The following is a 22484-nucleotide window of genomic DNA, read 5'->3' as shown; positions in this document are numbered from 1 at the left end:
CCCAACCCTACTGAGGCGCCGCGAGGGCTTCACCCCGGCGCTCTACGGGTACGCGGCCCACTGGGCGCGACACACCTTGCTAAGCGCCCAAGAGCTCACCGAGGTTGCTGAGCCGCTCTTCCGAGAACGGATGCGTCGGCCAGGTGTCGAGGTACGCGCCCCGATCGACGGCTGCGACGCCGTCAGAGATCAACCGCGCCAAACGCCCGGACGTTGACGTGAAGCGATACGCACGACGGTCGTCGCTCGAGGTGATCAACAGCAGGACGTCGTTCTCGGTAGCGAGGCATCCGACGATCGTCGCGTCAGGTTCGCGGTGAAGAACGAAGCTCGCAGCGCGCGACGACTCCGTCGCCAGCGTCCACGCGGCATCGAGGAAGTCGGTCAGAACGTCCGAGACGTAGCTCACCCGAACCGTGAGTGGGACCCCGTCGCTCGCCGCGAACGTGCAGTCCATCCACCCGGAGGAGTCGAGGGCGAACGAGATCGCCTCCAGCTCGCGCGGTGCGTCCTCGAAACTGAGGTGCGAGTCTATCTCGGTCATTCATGCCTCCAGTGAGAGGACGAAGGCCCTCGTCCGGTGCCGGACGAGGGCCTTGCGGGTCCAACATTCCTGACGAACCCCGGTGTGCCGACGGGGGGATTCGAACCCCCACGCCCGAAGGCAAAGCATTTTGAGTGCTCCGTGTCTGCCGTTCCACCACGTCGGCGCGTGACCCGGACATGCTAGCCGACGCCGGGCCCGTCGCCGTCATCGGGACAGCCCATGGCCACAGACGCGAAACACCCCCGACAGCGCACGGAAACGTGGGCTTGTCAGGGGTGTTTCGAGACCGGTCGGCCGATCAGGCCTCGGTGCCCACCGCGTTGTACGCAGGAGCCACCCGGTTCTTCGCGTCACCCATCTTGTGGACGCGGAGCGCATTCGTCGAGCCGGGGATTCCGGGCGGAGAGCCGGCCACGATGACGACGAGGTCGCCCTCGGACACGCGACCGTCGCCGAGGAAGATCTCGTCGACCTGCTGCGCCATCTCGTCGGTGTGACGCACCTTCGGGCGGCAGATCGTCTCGATGCCCCACACGAGCGCCAACTGGGCGCGCACGACGGGGTCGGGCGTGAACGCGACGATCGGCGTGCTCGGTCGCAGACGCGACATGCGCTGCGCGGAGTCACCGGTGGTCGTGAAGTTGATGAGGTACTTGCAGTCGAGCTCGGTGGCCACGACGACAGCGGCCTTCGTCACGACGCCGCCCTTGGTGTTCGGCTTCGTGCCGAGCACCGGAACGCGGTCGAGACCGTGGTCCTCGGTGGAGGCGATGATGCGCGCCATCGTGCGCACCGTCTCGACCGGCCAGGCGCCGACCGAGGTCTCGCCCGAGAGCATGACGGCGTCCGCGCCGTCGAGCACCGCGTTGGCGCAGTCGGAGGCCTCGGCGCGCGTCGGGCGCGGGTTCTCGATCATCGACTCGAGCACCTGCGTGGCGACGATGACGGGCTTCGCCGCGCGGCGGGCCAACTCGATGGCCCGCTTCTGCACGAGCGGGACGTCTTCGAGCGGGAGCTCCACACCGAGGTCACCGCGGGCCACCATGATGCCGTCGAACGCCTCGACGATCTCCTCGAGGTTGTCGACGGCCTGCGGCTTCTCGACCTTGGCGATGACGGGGCGGCGGATACCCTCCTCGTCCATGATCTCGTGGCAGCGCACGATGTCGGCGGCGTCACGAACGAACGACAGGGCGATGAGGTCCGCACCGGCCTTGAGCGCCCAGCGCAGATCGGCCTCGTCCTTTTCGGACAGGGCCGGAACGCTGACGGCCACGCCGGGCAGGTTGATGCCCTTGTTGTTCGACACAGTGCCTGGCACGACGACCTCGGTGATGACGTCGGTGTCGGTCACCTCGACGGCACGCAGTGCGACCTTGCCGTCGTCGATGAGCAGGTCGTCGCCGACCTTCACGTCACCCGGCAGACCCTTGTACGTCGTACCGACACGCTCGGCGTTGCCGTCGACGTCCTCGATCGTGATGGTGAAGCGGTCGCCCTTGGCGAGTTCGACCGGGCCACCCGAGAAACGAGCCGTGCGGATCTTCGGGCCCTGCAGGTCGGCCAGGACGCCGACAGCGCGACCGGTTGCCTCGGCAGCAGCGCGGACGTTGTCGAGACGCGTCTGGTGCTCGTCGTACGAGCCGTGCGAAAGGTTGAAGCGGGCCACGTCGAGGCCGGCCTCGACGAGTTCACGGATACGTTCGGGGGTTTCGGATGCGGGACCTAGAGTTCCTACGATCTTTGCGCGACGCATGCCTCAACCCTAGCCCCCGTCGAAGGCACACATCACGCGGTATCGCGCGCTGAGACCCCCGAATTGCCCTACTGGTGAGTACCCGCTCGGGGACGCCGAAAGCCCCCGTCCGCGTGCTGCGAACGAGGGCCTTCGAGGCTGCGATCAGACCGTCAGCGGACGATCCGTGGGCGCGATCGGCGCCGGGAGCGTCGAGTCGCCCATGAGCCAGGTGTCCACGCCGTGGGCCGCTGAACGGCCCTCGGCGATGGCCCACACGATGAGCGACTGACCGCGGCCGCAGTCACCTGCAACGAACACGCCGGGCACGCTCGACATGAAGTTCGCGTCACGGCTGACGTTGCTGCGCTCGTCCTTCTCGACGCCGAGCTGCTCGAGCAGACCTTCGCCCTGCGGGCCGAGGAAGCCCATGGCGAGGAGCACGAGCTGCGCAGGGATGACCCGCTCGCTGCCCTCGACCTCGTTGAACTTTCCGTTCTCGAACGTCACCTCGACGATTTTGAGGCCCGTGACGTTGCCGTCGGCGTCGCCCATGATCTCCTTCGTCGACGCCGAGTAGACACGCTCGCCGCCCTCCTCGTGCGCCGAGGCGACACGGAAGATCATCGGGTAGGTCGGCCAGGGCTGGTTCGTCGGGCGGTCCTCACCCGGACGCGCCATGATCTCGAGGCTCGTCACCGACTTCGCGCCCTGACGCAGCGCGGTGCCGATGCAGTCGGCGCCGGTGTCACCGCCACCGATGACGACGACGTCCTTACCGGTGGCGAGGATCTGGTCCTCCACCTCGCCGCCGAGCGAGACACGGTTGGCCTGGGGCAGGTACTCCATGGCCTGGTAGGTGCCCTTGAACTCGCGGCCCTCGACCGGCAGGTCGCGACGCACGGTGGCGCCCATGGCGAGGACGACCGCGTCGTAGCGCGCACGCAGCGACTCCGCCGTCATCGTCACGCCGATCTCGCTGTTGCAGCGGAACCGGGTGCCCTCGGCCTTCATCTGGTCGATGCGGCGGTCGAGGACGGCCTTCTCCATCTTGAACTCGGGAATGCCGTAGCGCATGAGGCCACCGGGCGCGTCGTCACGCTCGTAGACGGCCACGGTGTGACCGGCGCGCGTGAGCTGCTGGGCCGCTGCGAGACCGGCAGGGCCGGAGCCGACGACGGCGACCGTCTTGCCCGTCAGGCGCGTGGGCACCTGCGGCGCGACGTGGCCACGCTCGAACGCCTCGTCCACGGTGGTCTTCTCGATCTGCTTGATCGTCACCGCGGGCTGGCTGATGCCGAGCACGCACGCCGTCTCGCACGGCGCCGGGCACAGGCGCCCGGTGAACTCGGGGAAGTTGTTCGTGGCGTGAAGGCGCTCGATGGCCTCCTCCCACTCCCCCTTCCACGCGAGGTCGTTCCACTCCGGAATGAGGTTTCCGAGGGGGCAGCCCGAGTGACAGAACGGGATGCCGCAGTCCATGCATCGGCCGGCCTGACGCTGCAGGGTGCCGAGCTGCTGCTCCTCGTACACCTCCTTCCAGTCACGGATACGAACGGGAACGGGGCGACGGGCCGGGAGCTCGCGCTCACGGGTCTTGAGGAATCCGCGGGGGTCAGCCACGAGACGACACCTCCATGATCTGGTCCCACACCTGGGCACTGTCGGGGTCGACGCCCATGCCTTCGGCGTCCTTTCGGATGCTCAGCACGCGCTGGTACTCACGCGGCGTGACGAGCGAGAAGCGCACGAGGCTGGCGGGCCAGTCCTCGAGCAGTGACGTGGCGACGGCCGAACCGGTCTCCTCGGCGTGCTGGGTGAGCAGTTCCTTGACGATCTCCTCGTCGCTCTCCCGCAGGCCGGTGATGTCGACGAGTTCGGCGTTGACGAGTTCCTCGCGCAGGTCGAGGACGTAGGCCTCGCCGCCGGACATGCCGGCCGCGAAGTTGCGTCCCGTCGGGCCGAGGATGAGGACGCGACCGCCCGTCATGTACTCGCACCCGTGGTCACCGACGCCTTCGACAACGGCGGTGGCACCGGAGTTACGCACGCAGAAGCGTTCGCCGACCTTGCCGCGCAGGAACAGTTCGCCGCTCGTCGCACCGTAGGCGATGACGTTGCCGGCGATGGCGTTCTCCTCCGCGACGAGGGCCGTGTCGGTGTCGGGGCGCACGATGATGCGTCCACCCGACAGGCCCTTGCCGACGTAGTCGTTGCCCTCACCGACGAGGCGCAGCGTGAGCCCCTTCGGCACGAAGGCGCCGAAGCTCTGCCCCGCAGCACCGCGCAGGGTGATGTCGACGAGGTTGTCGGGCAGTTGCTCGTCGCGGTAACGCTTCGTCAGCGTGTGGCCGAGCATCGTACCGACGGTGCGGTTGACGTTGGACACCTTCGTCTCGAACGCGACTGCTTCCTTGTTCTCGATCGCGGCCTTGGCCTTTTCGATGAGCTCGTGGTCGAGTGCTACATCGAGGTGGTGGTCCTGGCCCTGGGAGTTGTACAGGTCGCCACCGAAGGGCATCTCCGCCTTGGCGAAGATCGGCGACAGATCCATGCCGCTGGCCTTCCAGTGCTCGACGGCCTCGTCGGTGTCGAGGGCCTCGACGTGTCCCACGGCCTCGGCGATCGAACGGAAACCGAGCTCGGCGAGCAGTTCGCGCACCTCTTCGGCGATGTACTCGAAGAACGTCTCGACGAACTCGGGCTTGCCGGAGTAGCGCTCGCGCAGCTCCGGGTTCTGCGTCGCGATGCCGACGGGGCAGGTGTCGAGATGACACACGCGCATCATGATGCAGCCGGAGACGACGAGCGGAGCCGTGGCGAAACCGAACTCCTCGGCACCGAGCAGGGCCGCGATGACGACGTCACGGCCGGTCTTGAGCTGGCCGTCCGTCTGGACGACGATGCGGTCGCGCAGGCCGTTGAGCAGCAGCGTCTGCTGGGCCTCGGCGAGGCCGAGCTCCCACGGGCCACCCGCGTGCTTGAGCGACGTGAGCGGCGAGGCGCCCGTCCCGCCGTCGTGACCGGAGATGAGCACGACGTCCGCGTGGGCCTTGGAGACACCCGCGGCGACCGTGCCGACGCCGACCTCGGAGACGAGCTTCACGTGGATGCGCGCGCTCGGGTTGGCGTTCTTGAGGTCGTGGATCAGCTGGGCCAGGTCCTCGATCGAGTAGATGTCGTGGTGCGGCGGCGGCGAGATGAGGCCGACGCCCGGCGTCGCGTGACGCGTGCGCGCCACCCACGGGTAGACCTTCGGGCCGGGCAGCTGACCACCCTCACCGGGCTTGGCGCCCTGGGCCATCTTGATCTGGATGTCGTCGGCCTCGGTGAGGTAGAGCGACGTCACGCCGAAGCGGCCGGAGGCCACCTGCTTGATGGCGCTGCGGCGCGTCGGGTCGAGCAGGCGCTCGACGTCCTCACCGCCCTCACCGGTGTTCGACTTGCCGCCGAGGCGGTTCATCGCCACGGCGAGCGTCTCGTGGGCCTCACGCGAGATGGAGCCGTACGACATGGCACCCGTCGAGAAGCGCTTGACGATCTCGCTCACCGGCTCGACCTCGTCGATCGAGATCGACGGGCGGTCGGAGGCGAACTTGAACAGGCCACGGAGCGTCATGAGCTCCGCCGACTGGTCGTCGACGGCCTGTGTGTACTGCTTGAAGATGTCGTAGCGGCGCGAGCGCGTCGAGTGCTGGAGGCGGAACACCGTCGTCGGGTTGAACAGGTGCGGTGCGCCCTCGCGACGCCACTTGTACTCGCCGCCGACCTCGAGCGTGCGGTGGCTCGGTCCCTGGCCGTCGCTCGGGTACGCCTTCGCGTGACGCGCCGCGACCTCGGCCGCGACGACGTCGAGACCGACACCGCCGAGGCGGGAGGTCGTGGCCGTGAAGTACGCGTCGACGAGTTCCTGGCTGAGGCCCAGCGCCTCGAAGACCTGCGCACCGCGGTAGGAGGCCACCGTGGAGATGCCCATCTTCGACATCACCTTGAGCAGACCCTTGCCGAGCGCCTTGATGAGGTTCTTCACGGCCTGCTCGGGCGTGATGTCACCGAGCGCGCTGTCACGGGCGAGCTGCTCGACGGACTCCATCGCGAGGTAGGGGTTGACGAGGGCCGCGCCGTAGCCGACGAGCAGGGCCACGTGGTGGACCTCGCGCACGTCGCCGGCCTCGACGATGAGGCCGACCTGCATGCGCGTCTTCTCGCGGATGAGGTGGTGGTGCACGGCTGCCGTGAGCAGGAGCGACGGGATCGGGGCGAACTCGGCGTTGCTGTCACGGTCCGAGAGCACGACGAAGCGGTGGCCGTCGGCAATCGCCTGGCTCACCTCCGCGAAGATGCCCTGGAGGCGTGCCTTGAGGGCGCTCGCTCCCCCGTCGACCCGGTAGGTGCCGCGGATGACGTAGGCCGCGAAGCCCTCCTGGTCGCCGTCGGCGTTGATGTGGACGATCTTGGCGAGCTCGTCGTTGTCGATGACCGGGAAGCCCAGCTCGACCTGACGCGCATGCTCCGGACCGTCGCCGAGAAGGTTCGACTCCGGACCCATCGTCGTGCCGAGGCTCGTGACGAGCTCCTCACGGATGGCATCGAGCGGCGGGTTGGTGACCTGCGCGAAGAGCTGCGTGAAGTAGTCGAACAGGAGCCGCGGCCGGGAGCTGAGCACGGCCACGGGCGTGTCGGTGCCCATCGAGCCGAGCGCCTCGGCGCCCGTCTGAGCCATGGGCGACAGGAGGATCTTGAGTTCCTCGTGCGTGTAGCCGAACGTCTGCTGGCGGCGCTCGACCGAGCTCTGCGAGTACATGACGTGCTCGCGGTCCGGCAGGTTCTCCAGCTTGACGATGCCCTCGTCGAGCCACTGCTGGTACGGGCGCTCCGCGGCGAGCTGGGACTTGATCTCGTCGTCGGGAACGATGCGCCCGGCCTCGGTGTCGATGAGGAACATGCGGCCCGGCTGCAAGCGGCCGCGTTCGACGACGTCCTCGGGCGGCAGGTCGAGCACGCCGGCCTCGGAGGCGAGGACGACGAGGCCGTCCTTGGTCACCGAGTAGCGGCCGGGGCGAAGGCCGTTGCGGTCGAGAACGGCACCGATGAGGCTGCCGTCGGTGAACGTGACACACGCAGGGCCGTCCCACGGCTCCATGAACGCTGCGTGGTACTCGTAGAACGCGCGGCGAGCGGCGTCCATCTCGGCGTGGTTCTCCCACGCCTCGGGGATCATCATGAGCACGGCGTGCGGCAGGCTGCGGCCCGACAGGTGGAGCAGTTCGAGCGTCTCGTCGAACGTGGCCGAGTCGGAGGCGTCCGGCGTGCAGATCGGCAGCAGACGCGAGATGTCGCCCGGCAGGACGTCGCTCTCGAGCTGCGACTCACGGGCGCTCATCCAGTTGCGGTTACCGCGGACGGTGTTGATCTCACCGTTGTGCGCGATGAAGCGGAACGGGTGCGCCAGCGGCCAGCTCGGGAATGTGTTCGTCGAGAAGCGGCTGTGCACGAGGGCGAGGGCCGTCGCGAAACGCTCGTCGGACAGGTCCGGGTAGAACTGCTCCAGCTGCGCGGTGGTGAGCATGCCCTTGTAGACCATGGTGCGCGCCGACAGGGACGCGAAGTACACGTCGAGGTCGTGCTCGGCACGCTTGCGGGCGCAGAAGGCACGACGATCGAGTTCGAGGCCGCTGACGCTCCCGTCGGCAGCCGCGAGGAAGACCTGGCGGAAGACGGGCATCGTCTCGCGGGCCGACTCACCGACGACGCTCGGGTCGACCGGAACGTCGCGCCAGCCGAGAACCGTGAGGCCCTCCTCCTCGGCGATGGCGTCGAACTTCTCGCCGACGGCCCACTGACCGTCCGCATCCTGCGGCAGGAACGCGATACCGACGGCGTACTCGCCCTTGGCCGGCAGGTCGAAGTCGACGACGGCGCGCAGGAACTCGTCGGGAATCTGGGTGAGGATGCCGGCGCCGTCACCGACGAGCGGGTCGGCGCCGGTGGCGCCGCGATGCTCGAGGTTCGTCAGGGCCAGAAGGGCTGCATTGACGATGTCGTGGCCGCCGTGGCCGCGCATCGTCGCGACGAGAGCGACACCGCAGGCGTCGTGCTCGAAGGTGGGGTCGTACAGCCCCTGGGCGGATGGTTGGGCGGAGAAAGCATGCGCTGACATGGCTCACCGTCCTGTTCGTCGTCGGGACGCACGCATCGTCGTGAGACGGCACGTGCGTCGAGCAGTGTTCGGAACAAACCGCGGGACGGCGTTGGCCTGCGGGCACGAGAAGACTATCGACTGTCGAGCGTTTTCGCTCAGAAAGCGGACACCCTCATCTCACTGAATGAAATGAGGGTGTCATCGTGCGAACGGCGTCTCAGTCCGTGGAGTCCTTCGTCGTGGCGGTCGCCTCGTCGGAGGTGGCGGTCTCGGACGTGTCCGACGACGCAGTGGACACGCCGTCGTCGGCGCCCCGGTCGCTGTCGTCGCCAGCCCGTGCCAGCCGGACATCCGGATCGGCTTTCCTGCGCGCCAGGAAGATTCCCAGGCCCAGGAGGAAGACGAGGATCGAGACCCACACGTTCACCCGCAGCCCGAGGATGCGGTTGGCGAAGTCGCTTCGCATGAGCTCCACGATGATGCGGCCCATCGGGTAGAGCATGACGTAGAGGCCGAAGGCCTGTCCGCGACGCAGACGTCCGCTGTCCGAGATACGCCAGATGACGAACGCGATGAGCAGGCACCACAGCGCCTCGTAGAGGAACGTCGGGTGGAACGTGCCGAGCACGACCGGCTGACCCGTGGAGTCGACGACGGCCTTGCCGGCTCCACTGTCCCACTGGTGGATCTCCAGGGCCCACGGCACGTCGGTGCGGCGGCCGTAGAGCTCGTTGTTGAAGTAATTGCCGAAGCGGCCGATGGCCTGGGCGAGCGGCAGGCCGGGGGCGATGGCATCGGCCAGAACGGCGAAGGGCACGCCCTCACGGCGTGCGCCGATCCAGGCGCCCAGAGCACCGAGGGCGACCGCGCCCCAAATACCGAGGCCGCCCTGCCACACCTTGAGTGCGTCTACGGGGTTGCCGTTCTCGCCGAAGTACGGCTGCGGTGTCGTGATGACGTGATACAGCCTGCCGCCGACGATGCCGAACGGAACGATCCACAGCACGACGCCTACGGCGGCGTCACGCGCGTACCCGCGGGTCTCGAGGCGACGACCGGCGATGATCGTGGCCACAACGACGCCCGCGAGGATGCACAGGGCGTAACCGCGCAGCGGGATCGGCCCCAGCCACAGGACGCCCTCGGTGGGCGAAGGGATCGTTGCGAGCATCAGGACTTCGCCAGAACCTTGTCGATCGTCGTCGGGGTGGAACCCTCGATGTTCATCATTCCGGCCATGTCGGCGTTCTCGACGTCCTTGCCGTTGATCTTGACGACAGGGGTGGAGTTCACGCCGTCCTTGTTCGTCTGCTCCTCGGTCTGCTCGACGTAGGAGCCGTACGTGTTGTTCTTCACGCAGGAGGCGAAGGCGGACTCGGCACCGTCGCTGATGCCCACGTTCTTGCCGAACTCGAGCAGGTCGTCCTGCGTGTAGCCCTTGCCCTCCTCCGGCTGGTTCTCGAACGTCTCGCGCGTGAACTCGGCGAACTTGCCGGCGTTGGCCGAGCAGAACGCGGCGTTGGCGGCGCGGGCCGAGTTGTCACCCGGGATGTTCTCGTCGAGGAACGTCTTGACGTGGTAGTTCAGCTTGATGTCACCGGACTTGGCCAGTTCGGTGAGCTTCTCCCCCTGCGCCTTTTCGAACTTCCCGCAGAACGGGCACTGGAAGTCGAGGTAGACGTCCACGGTCTTCGCGCTGTCCTTGGCCTTGTCGGCGAAGACCGGCATGCCCTTGCCGCCCGCCATGGCGCCCTGTGGCAGCGACTTGGCACTTGTCGCCTGGGGTGTCTCGTCCTTGCGAAGGCTCATGAAGGCGACGAGGCCGATCGCGAGGACGGCCACGAGCCCCACCACCGACGCGATGACGGCCTTGCTCGGCCCCTTCCTGGGGCCGACGGAGGCCAACTTGTCGGAAGCGTCGGGACGCATGCGCACGAACCTTTCGAAGAAGACCTGAGTGTGTCGTTCAGCCCCAGAGGGCCTGATCCACACTAAACCGGCTGCGTGGGCGCAGGCTGAGTGCCCCCGCCATGACGAGGAAAACGAGGTCGCGGGCGATCTCGAGCGGATACTTCGTGGCGTTCTCGGAGACTGCTCCACCTTCGCTGAAGCAGCCGCAGTCGATGGAGAGCCCCCGGGCCCACGCCGAGGCGATTCCTGCGATGAACACGACGAGAAGAAGCGCCGCGCAAAGCGCCGAGAAGCGGGTGAAGAGCCCCACGAGCAGGAGCACGCCGAGGGCGACCTCGACCATGGGCAACAACGTGCCGATGAGGTTCGACACGTCGTAGGAGAACAGTTCGTAGGCGCGCACCGAACGGCGCGATGCGGGGAAGTTCGTCAGCTTCGGCACACCGGCGAAGAGGAACACCGCGGCCAGTGCGAGGCGGAGCACGAGCGACACCCACGGCATGCGGGTGCCCTCGAGACGCGCCCTGTCCGTCATCCGCGGACGCCCGCCGCGAGTTCGCGCGTTTTCTCCGCAAGTCGCTCGAGACCTTCGTCGAGGTCGACGTCGAGCAGGCACTTGACGAGGGCCGAGCCGACGATGACGCCGTCCGCGTACTGGCCGATCTCGCGGGCCTGCTCGCCGCTGGAGACACCGAGGCCGACGCACACGGGCAGATCGGTGGTGGCGCGCACCTTCTCGACGAGGCCCTTGGCGGCCTCGCCCACCGACGTGCGAGCACCTGTCACACCCATGACGGACGCGGCGTACACGAAGCCGGAGGTGACGTTCGTCGTCGCTGCGATGCGAGCGGGCGTCGAACTCGGCGCCACGAGGAAGATCTTGGCCAGGCCGAGCTCGTCGGCGATCTCGATCCAGTCGGCGCCCTCGTCGGGCACGAGGTCGGGCGTGATGAGACCGCTACCGCCTGCGGCGGCGAGGTCCTGGGCGAACTCGCGCACGCCGTGACGCAGCACGGGGTTCCAGTACGTCATGACGACGGCCGCTCCCCCGGCGTCCGAGACCTCGCGCACCGCGGCGAAGACGTCGGGCACGTGCACGCCCTGCTCGAGCGCCTGCGTGGCAGCCGTCTGGATGACCGGACCGTCCATGAGCGGGTCGGTGTAGGGAAGGCCGACCTCGACGATGTCGCAGCCCGCCTCGACCATCGTGCGCACGGCCCGCAGGCAGCCCTCGCGCGACGGGAATCCGGCGGGCAGGTACCCCACGAGGGCCGCACGGCCCTCGCTGCGCGTCGCCGCGAGAACCTCGTCCAGCTTCGTCATACCTGCGTCTCCTCTTCGTCGCCCGCGACGACGACCTCGTCCTCGTCGATGAGGCCGAACCAGCGTCCGGCGGTGTGGACGTCCTTGTCACCGCGCCCGGACAGGCTGACGAGCACGAGCCCGTCCGGGCCGAGTTCGCGACCGACCTTCATCGCGCCGGCGAGGGCGTGCGCCGACTCGATGGCCGGGAGGATGCCCTCGGTCTGCGACAGGAGCTTGAAGGCCTCCATCGCCTCGGCGTCGGTGATGGGGTGGTACTCCGCCCGGCCGGAATCCTTGAGGTAGCTGTGCTCCGGGCCGACGCTCGGGTAGTCGAGACCGGCCGAGACCGAGTGCGTCTCGATGGTCTGACCCTCGTCGTCCTGGATGACGTAGGTGTAGGCGCCGTGGAGCACCCCGGGCGACCCCTCGCCGGTGAAACGCGAGGCGTGCTTGCCCGTCTCGACGCCCTCGCCGCCGCCCTCGAGGCCGATGAGGCGCACGTCCTCGTCGCCGATGAAGCGGTGGAAGATGCCCATGGCGTTCGAGCCGCCGCCGACGCACGCGCAGATGGCGTCGGGCAGGCGTCCGGTCTCCGCGAGGATCTGCTCACGGGCTTCCTCGCCGATGACCTTGTGGAAGTCACGCACCATCTCGGGGAACGGGTACGGGCCCGTCACCGTACCGAGCACGTAGTGGGTGTGCTCGACGTTCGCCACCCAGTCGCGGAACGCCTCGTTGACGGCGTCCTTGAGCGTCTGACTGCCGTGTTCGACAGGCACGACCTTGGCGCCGAGCAACTGCATGCGCGCGACGTTGAGCGCCTGGCGCTCCGTGTCGACCTTGCCCATGTAGACGACGCACTCGAGCCCCATGAGAGCCGCGGCCGTGGCCGTCGCGACGCCGTGCTGGCCCGCCCCCGTCTCGGCGATGACGCGCGTCTTGCCCATGCGCTTGGCGAGCAGCGTCTGGCCGAGGACGTTGTTGATCTTGTGCGAGCCCGTGTGGTTGAGGTCCTCACGCTTGAGGAAGATCCGCGCACCGCCACAGTGCTCGGCGAACCGCGGCACCTCGGTGAGGATGCTGGGACGGCCCGTGTAGCTGCGCTGCAGTTCGGCGAGTTCGGCGGTGAACGCCTCGTCCTCCATCGCGGCGAGGCGGTGCTCGTCGAGTTCCTCGAGCGCCGCGACGAGCGCTTCGGGAACGTAGCGGCCGCCGTAGGCGCCGAAACGGCCGAGGCCCGCCGGGACCAGCCCTTCACCGGAGGGGCGAACCTGCTTCTCGCTCATGCCAGGGCTCCTTCGCAGGCGCGGATGATGTCGGCCAGCCCCTCACGCGGGGTGCCGTTCTTGACGAGCGCCTCGCCGATGAGGAGCGCCTGGGCGCCCTCCTCGGCGTAGCGACGGGCGTCGTCCGGGCCGGAGATGCCGGATTCGGCGACCTTGACGACGTCCGACGGCAGCGTCTTCGCGATGGGGCCGAAGACCTCGGGGTGGACCTCCAGCGTCTTGAGGTTGCGCGCGTTGACGCCGATGAGCTTCGCGTCGAGCGCGAGAGCCCGCTCGGCCTCATCGGCGTCGTGGACCTCGACGAGGGCGGTCATGCCGAGCTCGCGCGTGATGTCGTGGAAGTCGCGCAGCTGGGCGTCGTCGAGCGCGGCGACGATGAGCAGGACGAGGTCGGCACCGTGCGCCCGGGCCTCGAAGAACTGGTACGGCTCGACCATGAAGTCCTTGCGCAGAACCGGGATGTCGACCGCCGCGCGAACGGCGTCGAGGTCGGCGAGGCTCCCACCGAAGCGCCGCTGCTCGGTGAGAACGGAGATGGCCGTCGCGCCACCGTCGGCGTATGCGCTCGCGAGGTGCGCCGGGTCCGGGATCTCGGCGAGCGCGCCCTTGCTCGGGCTGGAGCGCTTCACCTCGGAGATGACGCCGATGCGGCCTTGCTCGCTGGAGGCGCGATAGGCCGCGAGCGCGTCACGTGCCGGTGCCTGCGCACGAGCGTCGGCTTCGACGCTGGCGAGGGACCTGACGCGGACGCGCTCAGCGAGATCTTCGCGGACCCCGGCGATGATCGAGTCGAGAACAGTGGTCACTGTCTTATCCAATCATCGTGAGGCCCACGGCCTCACGGGTTGTCCACGGGACGGGTCAGGCGTGGCTCGCCTGGCCCTTCTTCTTGCCCTTGTTCGCCTTGCCCATGGCCCAGCCGACGAGGCCGCCGGCGATGAAGACGATGCCACCGACGATGGCAAGCATGTCGTTACCGAAAAAGACGCCGGCCGCGATGATGAGCGAGGCGATCAGGCAGATGGTGACGCCCGTCCACGCGGCGACGCTGTGACCGTGGTCGAGGTAGGGGCTGTCTCCGGACATCGTCAGGCTTCTCCTTGATGAGGGCGCGCTGAGTCGTTCCGATTCGTACCGGATCCGACGGGCGCGGCGAGGTGTTCCAGGTCATTCTGTCAGGCTCACACGGCTCGTGCGAGCCCGGGGTGTGGCGCGTGTCGCTCAGGTGCGATCGGTCGGGTCGACGCCGCGCGACATGAGATCCCAGTCGCTCTCCTCGGAGCGCTTGGGCGCCTCACCGTCGACGGGCGCCTCGTAACGACTCGACAGACCGTGCCAGCGGCGCAGACCGAGCAGGCCGAGCACCGAGGACAACAGCGCGAGGAGCGCCGCGAACACGGCCACCCAGAACCAGACGGTGAACTCGCCGCGGGCCACCGCTTCACCGGTGTGGCCGGTGACGGAGGACATGCGGCTCTTCACGGCCGAGGCAGGGTCGAGCAGTGTCCGCAGCGTCAGAGCGACCATGGCAATCGAACCGAGCAAGGAGATGACGCCGGCGGGCCAGCGCGCAATGCGACCGGCGGTCGCGGCGGCCAGCAGGCCCGCGCACGCGACGAGGGCGATTCCGAAGTACCCCGGGATCGCCTGGTTGCCCGTCACGTCGACCGCGTTCGTCGAGAGGACCCCGTCGTTGAGGGTGCCGTTGATCCACGCGCGTCCGGAGGCGATGAGCGCGAGGACGCCCGCGATGAGCGACAGGAGGATGACGCTGCGCTTCGAGGAGATGTCCCTCATCGGATGGGCTCCATCCCGGTGGCGGTCGCAACTGCTCGCAGGGCGGCCGCCGCCTTGTTGATCGTCTCTTGATATTCGCTCTCGGGCACCGAGTCGGCCACGACGCCGGCTCCCGCCTGAACGTGGGCCACGCCGTCCTTGAGCACCGCCGTGCGGATGGCGATGGCCGCGTCCGCGTCACCGGCGAAGTCGAAGTAGCCGATCACTCCCCCGTACACGCCGCGGCGTGAGCCTTCGCGCGACTCGATGATCTGCATGGCGCGCGGCTTCGGGGCACCCGAGAGCGTCCCGGCCGGGAAGGTGGCCTCGAGCACGTCGTACGCGCTGGCGTCCTCGCGCTTCGTGCCGACGACGGTGGACTCGAGGTGGATGACGTGGCTGTAGTTGCGGATGTTCATGAACTCGACCGTCTCCACGGTTCCGGCGCCGCAGACGCGTTGCAGGTCGTTGCGCGAGAGGTCGACGAGCATGAGGTGCTCGCTGCGTTCCTTCGGGTCGTTCAGCAGGTCGTCGCCCAGCTCCCGGTCGTGTTCCGGCGTCTTGCCGCGCGGGCGCGAGCCGGCGATGGGGTGGGTGATGACCCGCTCGCCAGTCACCTTGACGAGAGCCTCGGGCGACGAGCCGACGACGTCGTAGACGCCGCCGTCGGGCAGGGGCAGGCGCAGCAGGTACATGTACGGGCTGGGGTTGCTCGCACGCAGTGCGCGGTAGACGTCGAGCGCGTCGGCGTCGGTGTCGACGCTGAAGCGCTGGGAGACGACGATCTGGAACGCCTCGCCGGCGCGGATGTCCTCCTTGCAGGCCTCGACCATGTCGTGGAACTGCTCGCGCGTGTGCGTGCTGCGCACGTCCTGCTCGGGCGTGTGCAGCACGGCGACCGTGGAGGGTGCCGAGTCGCCGAGGCGCTGCTGCATGGCGTCGAGGCGCGCAACGGCGTCCACGTAGGCGCCCTCGACGCCGGTGTCGAGGCCGTCGAAGTTGACCGCGTTGGCGATGAGCAGGAGCGAGCCGTCCTGGTGGTCCATGACGGCCAGGTCGGTGGCGAGCAGCATCGTCACCTCGGGGATGCCCAGCGCGTCCTCGGCATCGTCGCCGATTTTCTCCCAGCGGCGCACGGCGTCGTAGCCGATGGCGCCCACGAGGCCACTCGTCAGGGGCGGCAGGCCGGGGATGCGTTCGGTGTGGAGTAGTTCGAGGCTCTCGCGCAGGGCGTCGACGGCGAGGCCGCTCGTCGGAAGGCCGGTAGGCACATCGCCGAGCCAGACGACCTCGCCGTCACGCTCGGTGAGCGTGGCGCGGCTCGCGGCGCCGATGAACGAGTAGCGTGACCACACGCCGCCGTGCTCGGCGGATTCGAGGAGGAACGTGCCGGGCTCGTCGCGCGCGAGCTTGCGGTAGACGCCGATCGGGGTTTCGGCGTCGGCGAGCAGGCGTCGGACGACGGGAATGACGCGGCGTTCCGTTGCGAGGTGAGTGAAGACGTCGGCGCTCGGCCACGTGGCGCCCCAGGTGAGGTCGGCGGCCAGGCTGGGCGTCGTCGTCATGCGGGATCCTCCGTGGGGTGCTGCTCGTGGGTCGGCTTGAGGTCGTGCTGGTCGATCTCCGACATCGCATCCGCGGCGGGGCCAGTGGCGTGTGTCGGAGCTCCGACGGTGGCGTCCAGATCGGTGAAGAAGCAGGTGCGCGCGCCGGTGTGGCAGGCGGCACCGATCTGCTCCACGCGGACGAGGAGTGCGTCACCGTCGCAGTCGAGCGCGACGGACTTCACGTACTGCGCATGCCCCGACGTGTCGCCCTTGCGCCAGTACTCACCACGGCTGCGCGACCAGAAGGTGACGCGCCCGTCGTTCAGCGTGCGCCGCAGCGCCTCGTCGTCCATCCAGCCCAGCATGAGCACCTCGCCACTCGCCTCATCCTGGACGATGGCGGCCACGAGACCCGAGTCGTCGCGCTTGAGCCGCTGGGCGATCTCGGTGGGCAGGGGCGTCGAAGTCATGGGTGCCATTGTGCCAACCGCACGTGCCGGAGCGAGAACCCGTCTGTGCTTGGCGGCACCGGGCGGGCGTGAGGGCGCCGCGCCGACGCGGGCAGATGATGCGATTTAGTTCACGTGACGCAGTCTGAGCAGGCGCAAAACGCGTCAGGTGAACCGAACTGCGTCAGCTGCGCCACAGCGACGCTCAGGCGACGCGGCCCGCGCGCGGTTCCAGCGGCACCGTGGCTCCGCCGGGGCGGGTCAGCCAGCGGCGGCCGGTGGGCGACTCCCACTCGCATGTGGCTTCGGCATCCATGCTCACCGCGTATCCGCCGAACGTCTTGGCGCGGTGGTGATGACGGCACAGGCTCTGGAGGTTCGACCCGCTCGTTGCGCCGCCCTCGGCGAACGGGATGACGTGGTCGAGGTCTGCAGATGCCCCGGGCCGCGTGCCGTACGGGAAGCGGCACACCTCGTCGCGATCGGTGACGAGGGCCGCCATTGTGGCGTGCGGTCGGTACGTCTGCGACAGCGTGCCGGTTGTCACGACGCGACCGTTAGCCAGATCGCGGGTGAGGCGAACCGCGAACGTCGTTCCGATCGACGCGGCTAGCCGAGCGAGCGCCTCACCTGTCACGACACCCATTCCTGGCACGTCGACGTCAGCGAAGGCAGAGCTCTCCCCTGGTGAGGAACGCAGCGCTCTGACGAAACGCATGGTGGAGCACTGCTCGCGCCGGAGGGACTGAGTGGGCGGCGAGTCAGCGGCCAACGGCACTTGCAGCGTGAAAGCAGCATGCACCGAACTGTTCTCGACCATCAGGTCGACCAGCGCATCGACACGACAGCGACCCCGCGACGGCGGCAGCCCTCCTCCGCCCCAGCCGGCGCGCAGGTGTTCGGCGCGGGCCTCGATGACGGCGTGCAGCGCCAGCGCGTCGCCCGTGTCGAGGACGACACGCATCTCGGTGAGTGAGTCGATGTCGAGGTGCGGTTCGGACCACACACCCTTCTCGCGGTCGACCAGCACTTCGTCAGCCTCCCGAGCGAGCCCCAGTGCACGCAGGAGCTTCCGCACGTGCCGCCGCGCGGCACTGCCGCCCATGCGGTGCGCACCGGACTTCTCCACCAGGTCAGTGACGCGGGCCAGGGCTTCCGGTTCGACGATGTGGTCGAGTTCGTCCGAGATGACCGTGGCCGTCGCGAAGCGCGCTCGACCGGTCACCGACCTCAGATCCATGCTCCATTATCGCACCCCTGTTCGAATCATGTCCGGTCCGTGCGCACCCAATGCCCTGACCCACGTGCCGCTGACTACAGGATCACCGCCCGCAAGCGCCCATCCTTTAGCCGCAGAGCCTCGCTGTTCCGCGGACTAGTGAACGGTTTCCCGGAGTGGCCAAGCGCGTGTCTGACGCACTGGCGATGGCGCGCCCCGAACCAGCGCCCGATGCGCCACGATGGGTTCTGCCCGAACCCAGCAGAGTCACCCGAAGAGGAGCCGCCCGCATGCCCCGTGACGACGACCTGCGTCAGCACATTGCGCAGCAGCTCTCCTCCTTCGAGCCTCGTGAAGCCACCGGTAACCCCCTGCGCGAGGCCGCGGTTTGCGTCGTCATCGCCCACAGGGCGGACGAGCCGGTTGTTCTCATGGAGAAGCGAGCACCCAGCCTCCGCGCCCACGCCGGTCAGTTCGCGCTACCGGGCGGCCGGATCGACGCGGGCGAAACGCCCCAGGAAGCTGCCCTCCGCGAACTGCACGAGGAACTCGGCATCGCGGCTTCGGCCGACGCAGTCTTGGGCAGGCTCGACGACTTCGCGACCCGCTCGGGCTATCTCATCCGGCCGTTCGTCGTCTGGGCCGGCGATGTGCTCGACGAGGTGGTGCTCAATCCGGCCGAGGTTGCGGTGCTCCACGAGATCACGCTCCCCCAACTGGACGCGGAACCGCGGTTCGTCGAGCAGCGTGGGCTGGGCGAGCCGGTGTTCCAGTGGCCCTTCGAGGACTACTGGATCCACGCGCCGACGGCGGCGATCCTCCATCAGTTCCGGGAAGTCGTTCTCCACGGCCGCAGCACGCGCGTGGCCCACTTCGAGCAGCCCAAGTTCGCCTGGAAGTAGCGCGCTACTCCGCGTGGGAGGCCACCCAGCCTTCGTGCAGCCGCCGGTAGGGTCCGTCAGCGCCGACGAGTTCAACGTGCGAGCCGCGCTGGACGAGTCGTCCGGCGTCCATGACCCAGATCTCGTCGGCCTTCTCGGCCGTCGCGAGGCGGTGCGCGATGATGACGCTCGTCCGGCCGCGCATCAGCTCGTCGAGTGCCTGGCCGACGGCAACATCGGTCGACGGGTCGACACTTGAGGTGGCCTCGTCGAGGATGAGCACGTCCGGGTCCGTCACATACGTGCGCGCGAGCGCGACGATCTGCCGCTCCCCCGCGCTGAGCCGCGATCCGCGAGCGCCCACCTCGGTGCGCACGCCCTCGGGCTGACGGACGAGCCAGTCCTCGCACCCGATCCCGACGAAGGCGCGCTCGACGCCCGCGTCGTCGAGGTCCGGGCGCGCGAAGCGCACGTTGTCGGCGATCGTGCCGGTGAAGAGGAAACCCTCCTGCGGCAGGTACGCCACGGCCTCGCGCAGCGACGCATCATCGACGTCGCGCAAGTCGAGTCCACCGACGCGCACGACACCCGACGTGGGGTCGACCAGGCGGGTCAGCAGTTTTGCGAGCGTGCTCTTGCCCGAACCGGTCTCACCGACGACGGCGACACTCGTACCCGGCGCGATCGTCGCGTCGACGTCGCGCAGCACGAGGTCGGCGTCGGGCGAGTAGGCGAAGTCGACGTGGTCGAGCTGCACCGACTTGGCGCCCGCGTTCAACGTCTGCGGTTGCGCCGGCGGCACGACCTCGAGGGGCGTGTCGAGCAACTCGATGACGCGTCGCCAGCCGGCGAGAGCGTTCTGCAGGTCGTTGAGGACCTCGGTGGCCGTCTGAACGGGCTGCGTGAAGAGGTTGGTGAGGAACACGAAGGCGGTGATCTCACCGATCGTCATGTGTCCGTTGGCGCCCATCCACGCACCCGCGATGATGACGAGGATGAGCGCGGCGCCGGAGACGCCCTGGCCCGACACGAACGCACCCACGGCACGGATCTGCGCCCCGATGGCGGCCTTGCGCTGCGCCTCGATCGCATCGTCCATGCGCTCCTGGGTGCGCGGCTGAATACCGAACAGGCGGACGGTCGCTGCCCCGGCCACGGACTCCGAGATCGTGCTCAGCATGTCGGCCACCCGCTCGCGGACGACGGCGTACGCGCGCCCGACGAGCCGCTGGAAGTAGCGCAGGAGGAAGAACAGCGGCAGGAAGCAGATCCACACGAAGATGGCGAGCGGCCACGAGTACCAGAGCATGAGGATCGTCGCGACGAGCAGTTGCCCGATGGAGACGATGAGCATCATGCCGCCGCGCTGGACGAACATCGAGATCTGGTCGACGTCGCTCGTCACGCGCGAAACCATCGAACCGCGGCGGGACGCGTTGAGCGTCAGCGTCGACAGGGCGTGCACGTGGGCGAACGCCTTGCGGCGCAGCGTCGCCAACCCCCGCTCGGACGCGCGGAAGAGCCTGACGTTCATGACGTAGGAGCAGACACCCGCCACGACGACGCCGAGGGCCGCGAGGGCAAACGTCCACCGCACGACGCCGAGATCGACCCCGCCCGGCGCGAGGATGCCGTGGTCGATGGCGCGCTGGAGCGTCAACGGCACGATGACCTGGCTCGACGTGGCCACGAGCGCGAGCAACAGCGTCCAGCCGAAGCCCTTCGTCATCTCCGGAGCGAGCGAGAGCCCGCGCCGCAGGGTGCCGCGGTCGCTCGTCACCTTGGTTGCGCCGGCGCTCATGCCCGGCCCCCTTCAGCCTCGGCGTGGGATGCGTCGGCATCGTCCCCGTCATCGGCGTCGGCTGCATCAGGGGCAGCACCCTCGGCTTCCTCCACCTCGTACGCGCTGAGCAGCGCCGCGTACCCGGGGTGGCCGGCCATGAGTTCGTCGTGACGGCCGCTGGCGGCCACCCGTCCGTTCTCGAGGTACACGACGCGGTCCGCGAGCAGGATGCTCGAGCGGCGGTGCGCGACGATGACGGTGGTGCTGCCCTCGGTCGCAGAACGCAGCGACGTGAGGATGTCGCCTTCGACGGCGGGGTCGATCGCGCTCGTCGAGTCGTCGAGCACGACGAGACCGGGCTTACCGGCGATCACTCGGGCGAGCGCGATGCGCTGACGCTGACCGCCCGACAGGCGCGAACCACGCTCACCGAGCGCCTCGTCCCGACCGTGAGGCAGGGCCTCGACGAACGTCGCCGCGTGCGCGACGTCGAGTGCGTGATCCACCTCGCCGCGACCGAGATCCGAGCGCCCCAGCGCCACGTTCTCCTCGCTCGACTCGTTGAACACGAACGCGTCCTGCGTCGCGAGCGCCACCCGCTCCTCACGGTTCGCCACGCCACCGATGTCGTGACCACCCACCTCGACGACGCCGGCCGTCGGCGGGGTGAGCCCGACGAGCACCTGAGCGAGCGTGCTCTTGCCCGAGCCCGTCGCACCGACGACGGCGAGCGAGCCGCCGGCGGGAACCTCGAGGTCGACGCCGGTGAGCGCGGGAGCGTCGGCGTCCTCGTACGTGAACGAGACACCGTGCGCCCGCAGCTCCAACGGCCCTTCGGGCAGGGACGCCTCCCGGCGGCGCGGCGGCAGATCGGCTGCGTCGTCGAGGATCGGCTTGACGCGCTTCCACCCGATGGCCACCTGCGGGAGGCTGAACAGGATCCAACCGAAGGCGCGCACCGGCCACGCGAGCAGGCTGAAGAGGTAGGCGACCTGAACGACGTCAGCGGCCGTGATCGAGCCCGAGGCCACGCGTTCGGCACCGACCACGACGACGGCAAGCGACCCGAGCGTCGGCAACGCATTCGTCATCGGGTCGAAGATGCCCTCGGTCCGTCCGAGACGGATGTTGGCATCACGCAGTTCCTCGGCCGAGCGCGTGAGTCGCGCGGTCTCCGAGTCGGCGCGACCGAGCGCCTTGACGACGAGCGCGCCGTCGAAGCTCTCGTCGGCCACGGTGCTCACCTGCGCGCGGGCCGCCTGCGATGCTTCGACACGACGGCGCATGACGATCTGGAACCAGTAGTTGATGACGATGAGCAGCGGGAACACGACGAGCGCGACGAAGCCCAGGACGACGTCGACGAGGAAGATCGAGACGAAGCCGAAGAGCAGCATGATGGCGACGCCGAGCGCCATGGGCAGTGGCTGGAAGATGTTCCAGATCGTCTCGACGTCCGAGTTCACGTGCGAGAGCAGACGTCCCGAGGGATGTACCTGGTGCCAACGCATCGGCAGGTCCTGGTAGGCGCGCGTCACCCGACGCCGCGTCGAGGCGATGAGGTTGTTGTACGTGATGCCGGCGGCGATACGTCGCACGATGACGGCGATGACGTTGAGGAACACGACGCCGCCGAGTTGCCAGGCCACCTGCCAGGCCATCGCGCCGGTGAGTTCGCCCTCGCGCACGGCAGGCGTGACGACGTCCGCCACGAGCCCGCCGATCACGGACGCGGTGAGCACGGTGAGCACGCCGTAACCGGTCGCCCCGAGGACGGAGAAGACGAACCAGCGCCACTCCTCACGGCACCCTGCCAGGGTGACGCGAACGGGTGACGCGTCGGGGGCCAGGTCGGCTGCACTCACGCGGGGGTTCCTTTGCTCGCTCGGTCGCGGGGGTGACA

General features: G+C 68.6%; 18 protein-coding genes and 1 tRNA gene. 1 reads left to right on the top strand and 18 read right to left on the bottom strand.

The annotated features are described in order from the left end of the window. Positions 1-79: 79 nt before the first annotated feature. The 16 genes from AA983_RS13030 to AA983_RS12955 all read right to left on the bottom strand — a co-directional run bounded on the left by AA983_RS13030 (position 80) and on the right by AA983_RS12955 (position 17938). The gene (locus tag AA983_RS13030) at positions 80-544 is read right to left on the bottom strand and encodes a hypothetical protein (protein WP_047312726.1); all 465 of its coding nucleotides are present in this window, start codon (positions 542-544) and stop codon (positions 80-82) included. 85 nt (positions 545-629) lie between these two features. After that, a tRNA-Leu gene (locus AA983_RS13025) sits at positions 630-710 on the bottom strand. 135 nt (positions 711-845) lie between these two features. After that, positions 846-2303, bottom strand: a complete 1458-nt coding sequence (pyk, locus tag AA983_RS13020) for a pyruvate kinase (protein ID WP_047312725.1) — start codon at positions 2301-2303, stop codon at positions 846-848. A gap of 144 nt (positions 2304-2447) precedes the next feature. After that, positions 2448-3905: a glutamate synthase subunit beta gene (locus tag AA983_RS13015; RefSeq protein WP_047312724.1), complete on the bottom strand. Its 1458-nt coding sequence runs from the start codon at positions 3903-3905 to the stop codon at positions 2448-2450. Beyond that, on the bottom strand, positions 3898-8442 hold the full coding sequence (gene gltB, locus AA983_RS13010) for a glutamate synthase large subunit (protein WP_047312723.1): 4545 nt from the start codon (positions 8440-8442) through the stop codon (positions 3898-3900). The genes AA983_RS13015 and gltB overlap by 8 nt, the downstream gene beginning before the upstream one ends. Positions 8443-8641: 199 nt before the next feature. Beyond that, complete coding sequence (gene lgt, locus AA983_RS13005; protein WP_047312722.1) at positions 8642-9595, bottom strand: prolipoprotein diacylglyceryl transferase; 954 nt, start codon at positions 9593-9595, stop codon at positions 8642-8644. After that, entirely contained in the window at positions 9595-10353 is a 759-nt protein-coding gene (locus tag AA983_RS13000; protein WP_052947138.1) for a thioredoxin domain-containing protein, read from the bottom strand. Before AA983_RS13000 ends, lgt begins: the two co-directional genes overlap by 1 nt. Positions 10354-10390: 37 nt before the next feature. Continuing rightward, a complete protein-coding gene (locus AA983_RS12995; protein WP_231579609.1) occupies positions 10391-10837 on the bottom strand; it encodes a MauE/DoxX family redox-associated membrane protein in 447 nt (148 codons plus the stop codon). 29 nt (positions 10838-10866) lie between these two features. Further along, positions 10867-11658, bottom strand: a complete 792-nt coding sequence (trpA, locus tag AA983_RS12990) for a tryptophan synthase subunit alpha (RefSeq protein ID WP_047312720.1) — start codon at positions 11656-11658, stop codon at positions 10867-10869. Then, positions 11655-12926, bottom strand: coding sequence for a tryptophan synthase subunit beta (gene trpB / locus AA983_RS12985; RefSeq protein WP_047312719.1), 1272 nt, complete (start codon positions 12924-12926; stop codon positions 11655-11657). The genes trpA and trpB overlap by 4 nt, the downstream gene beginning before the upstream one ends. Beyond that, positions 12923-13732 carry an indole-3-glycerol phosphate synthase TrpC gene (trpC, locus tag AA983_RS12980; protein WP_047312718.1) on the bottom strand — a complete coding sequence of 270 codons (810 nt, stop codon included), beginning with the start codon at positions 13730-13732 and terminating at the stop codon, positions 12923-12925. Before trpC ends, trpB begins: the two co-directional genes overlap by 4 nt. Positions 13733-13787: 55 nt before the next feature. Further along, complete coding sequence (locus AA983_RS12975) at positions 13788-14012, bottom strand: HGxxPAAW family protein (protein WP_047312717.1); 225 nt, start codon at positions 14010-14012, stop codon at positions 13788-13790. A 135-nt stretch (positions 14013-14147) separates the two neighbouring features. Next, positions 14148-14723 (bottom strand): Trp biosynthesis-associated membrane protein, encoded by a 576-nt coding sequence (locus AA983_RS12970; RefSeq protein WP_047312716.1) that lies wholly within the window; start codon positions 14721-14723, stop codon positions 14148-14150. Continuing rightward, positions 14720-16267, bottom strand: coding sequence for an anthranilate synthase component I (locus AA983_RS12965; RefSeq protein WP_047312715.1), 1548 nt, complete (start codon positions 16265-16267; stop codon positions 14720-14722). Before AA983_RS12965 ends, AA983_RS12970 begins: the two co-directional genes overlap by 4 nt. Next, positions 16264-16728 carry a phosphoribosyl-AMP cyclohydrolase gene (gene hisI, locus AA983_RS12960; protein ID WP_118912494.1) on the bottom strand — a complete coding sequence of 155 codons (465 nt, stop codon included), beginning with the start codon at positions 16726-16728 and terminating at the stop codon, positions 16264-16266. Before hisI ends, AA983_RS12965 begins: the two co-directional genes overlap by 4 nt. 175 nt (positions 16729-16903) lie before the next feature. Next, a complete protein-coding gene (locus AA983_RS12955; RefSeq protein WP_047312714.1) occupies positions 16904-17938 on the bottom strand; it encodes an HNH endonuclease signature motif containing protein in 1035 nt (344 codons plus the stop codon). 269 nt (positions 17939-18207) lie between these two features. Here AA983_RS12955 and AA983_RS12950 point away from each other — a divergent pair, with 269 nt between their 5' ends. Continuing rightward, positions 18208-18819, top strand: coding sequence for a CoA pyrophosphatase (locus AA983_RS12950; protein WP_047312713.1), 612 nt, complete (start codon positions 18208-18210; stop codon positions 18817-18819). 4 nt (positions 18820-18823) lie between these two features. On the opposite strand, the gene AA983_RS12945 is transcribed toward AA983_RS12950, so the two are convergent. Continuing rightward, positions 18824-20599: an ABC transporter ATP-binding protein gene (locus tag AA983_RS12945; RefSeq protein WP_047312712.1), complete on the bottom strand. Its 1776-nt coding sequence runs from the start codon at positions 20597-20599 to the stop codon at positions 18824-18826. Beyond that, on the bottom strand, positions 20596-22446 hold the full coding sequence (locus AA983_RS12940) for an ABC transporter ATP-binding protein (RefSeq protein WP_047312711.1): 1851 nt from the start codon (positions 22444-22446) through the stop codon (positions 20596-20598). Before AA983_RS12940 ends, AA983_RS12945 begins: the two co-directional genes overlap by 4 nt. Positions 22447-22484 lie beyond the last annotated feature (38 nt).

Source organism: Dermacoccus sp. PE3 (genome assembly GCF_001021715.1).
GTDB lineage: Bacteria > Actinomycetota > Actinomycetes > Actinomycetales > Dermatophilaceae > Dermacoccus > Dermacoccus abyssi.
This window is presented reverse-complemented; position numbering and strand designations above follow the sequence as displayed.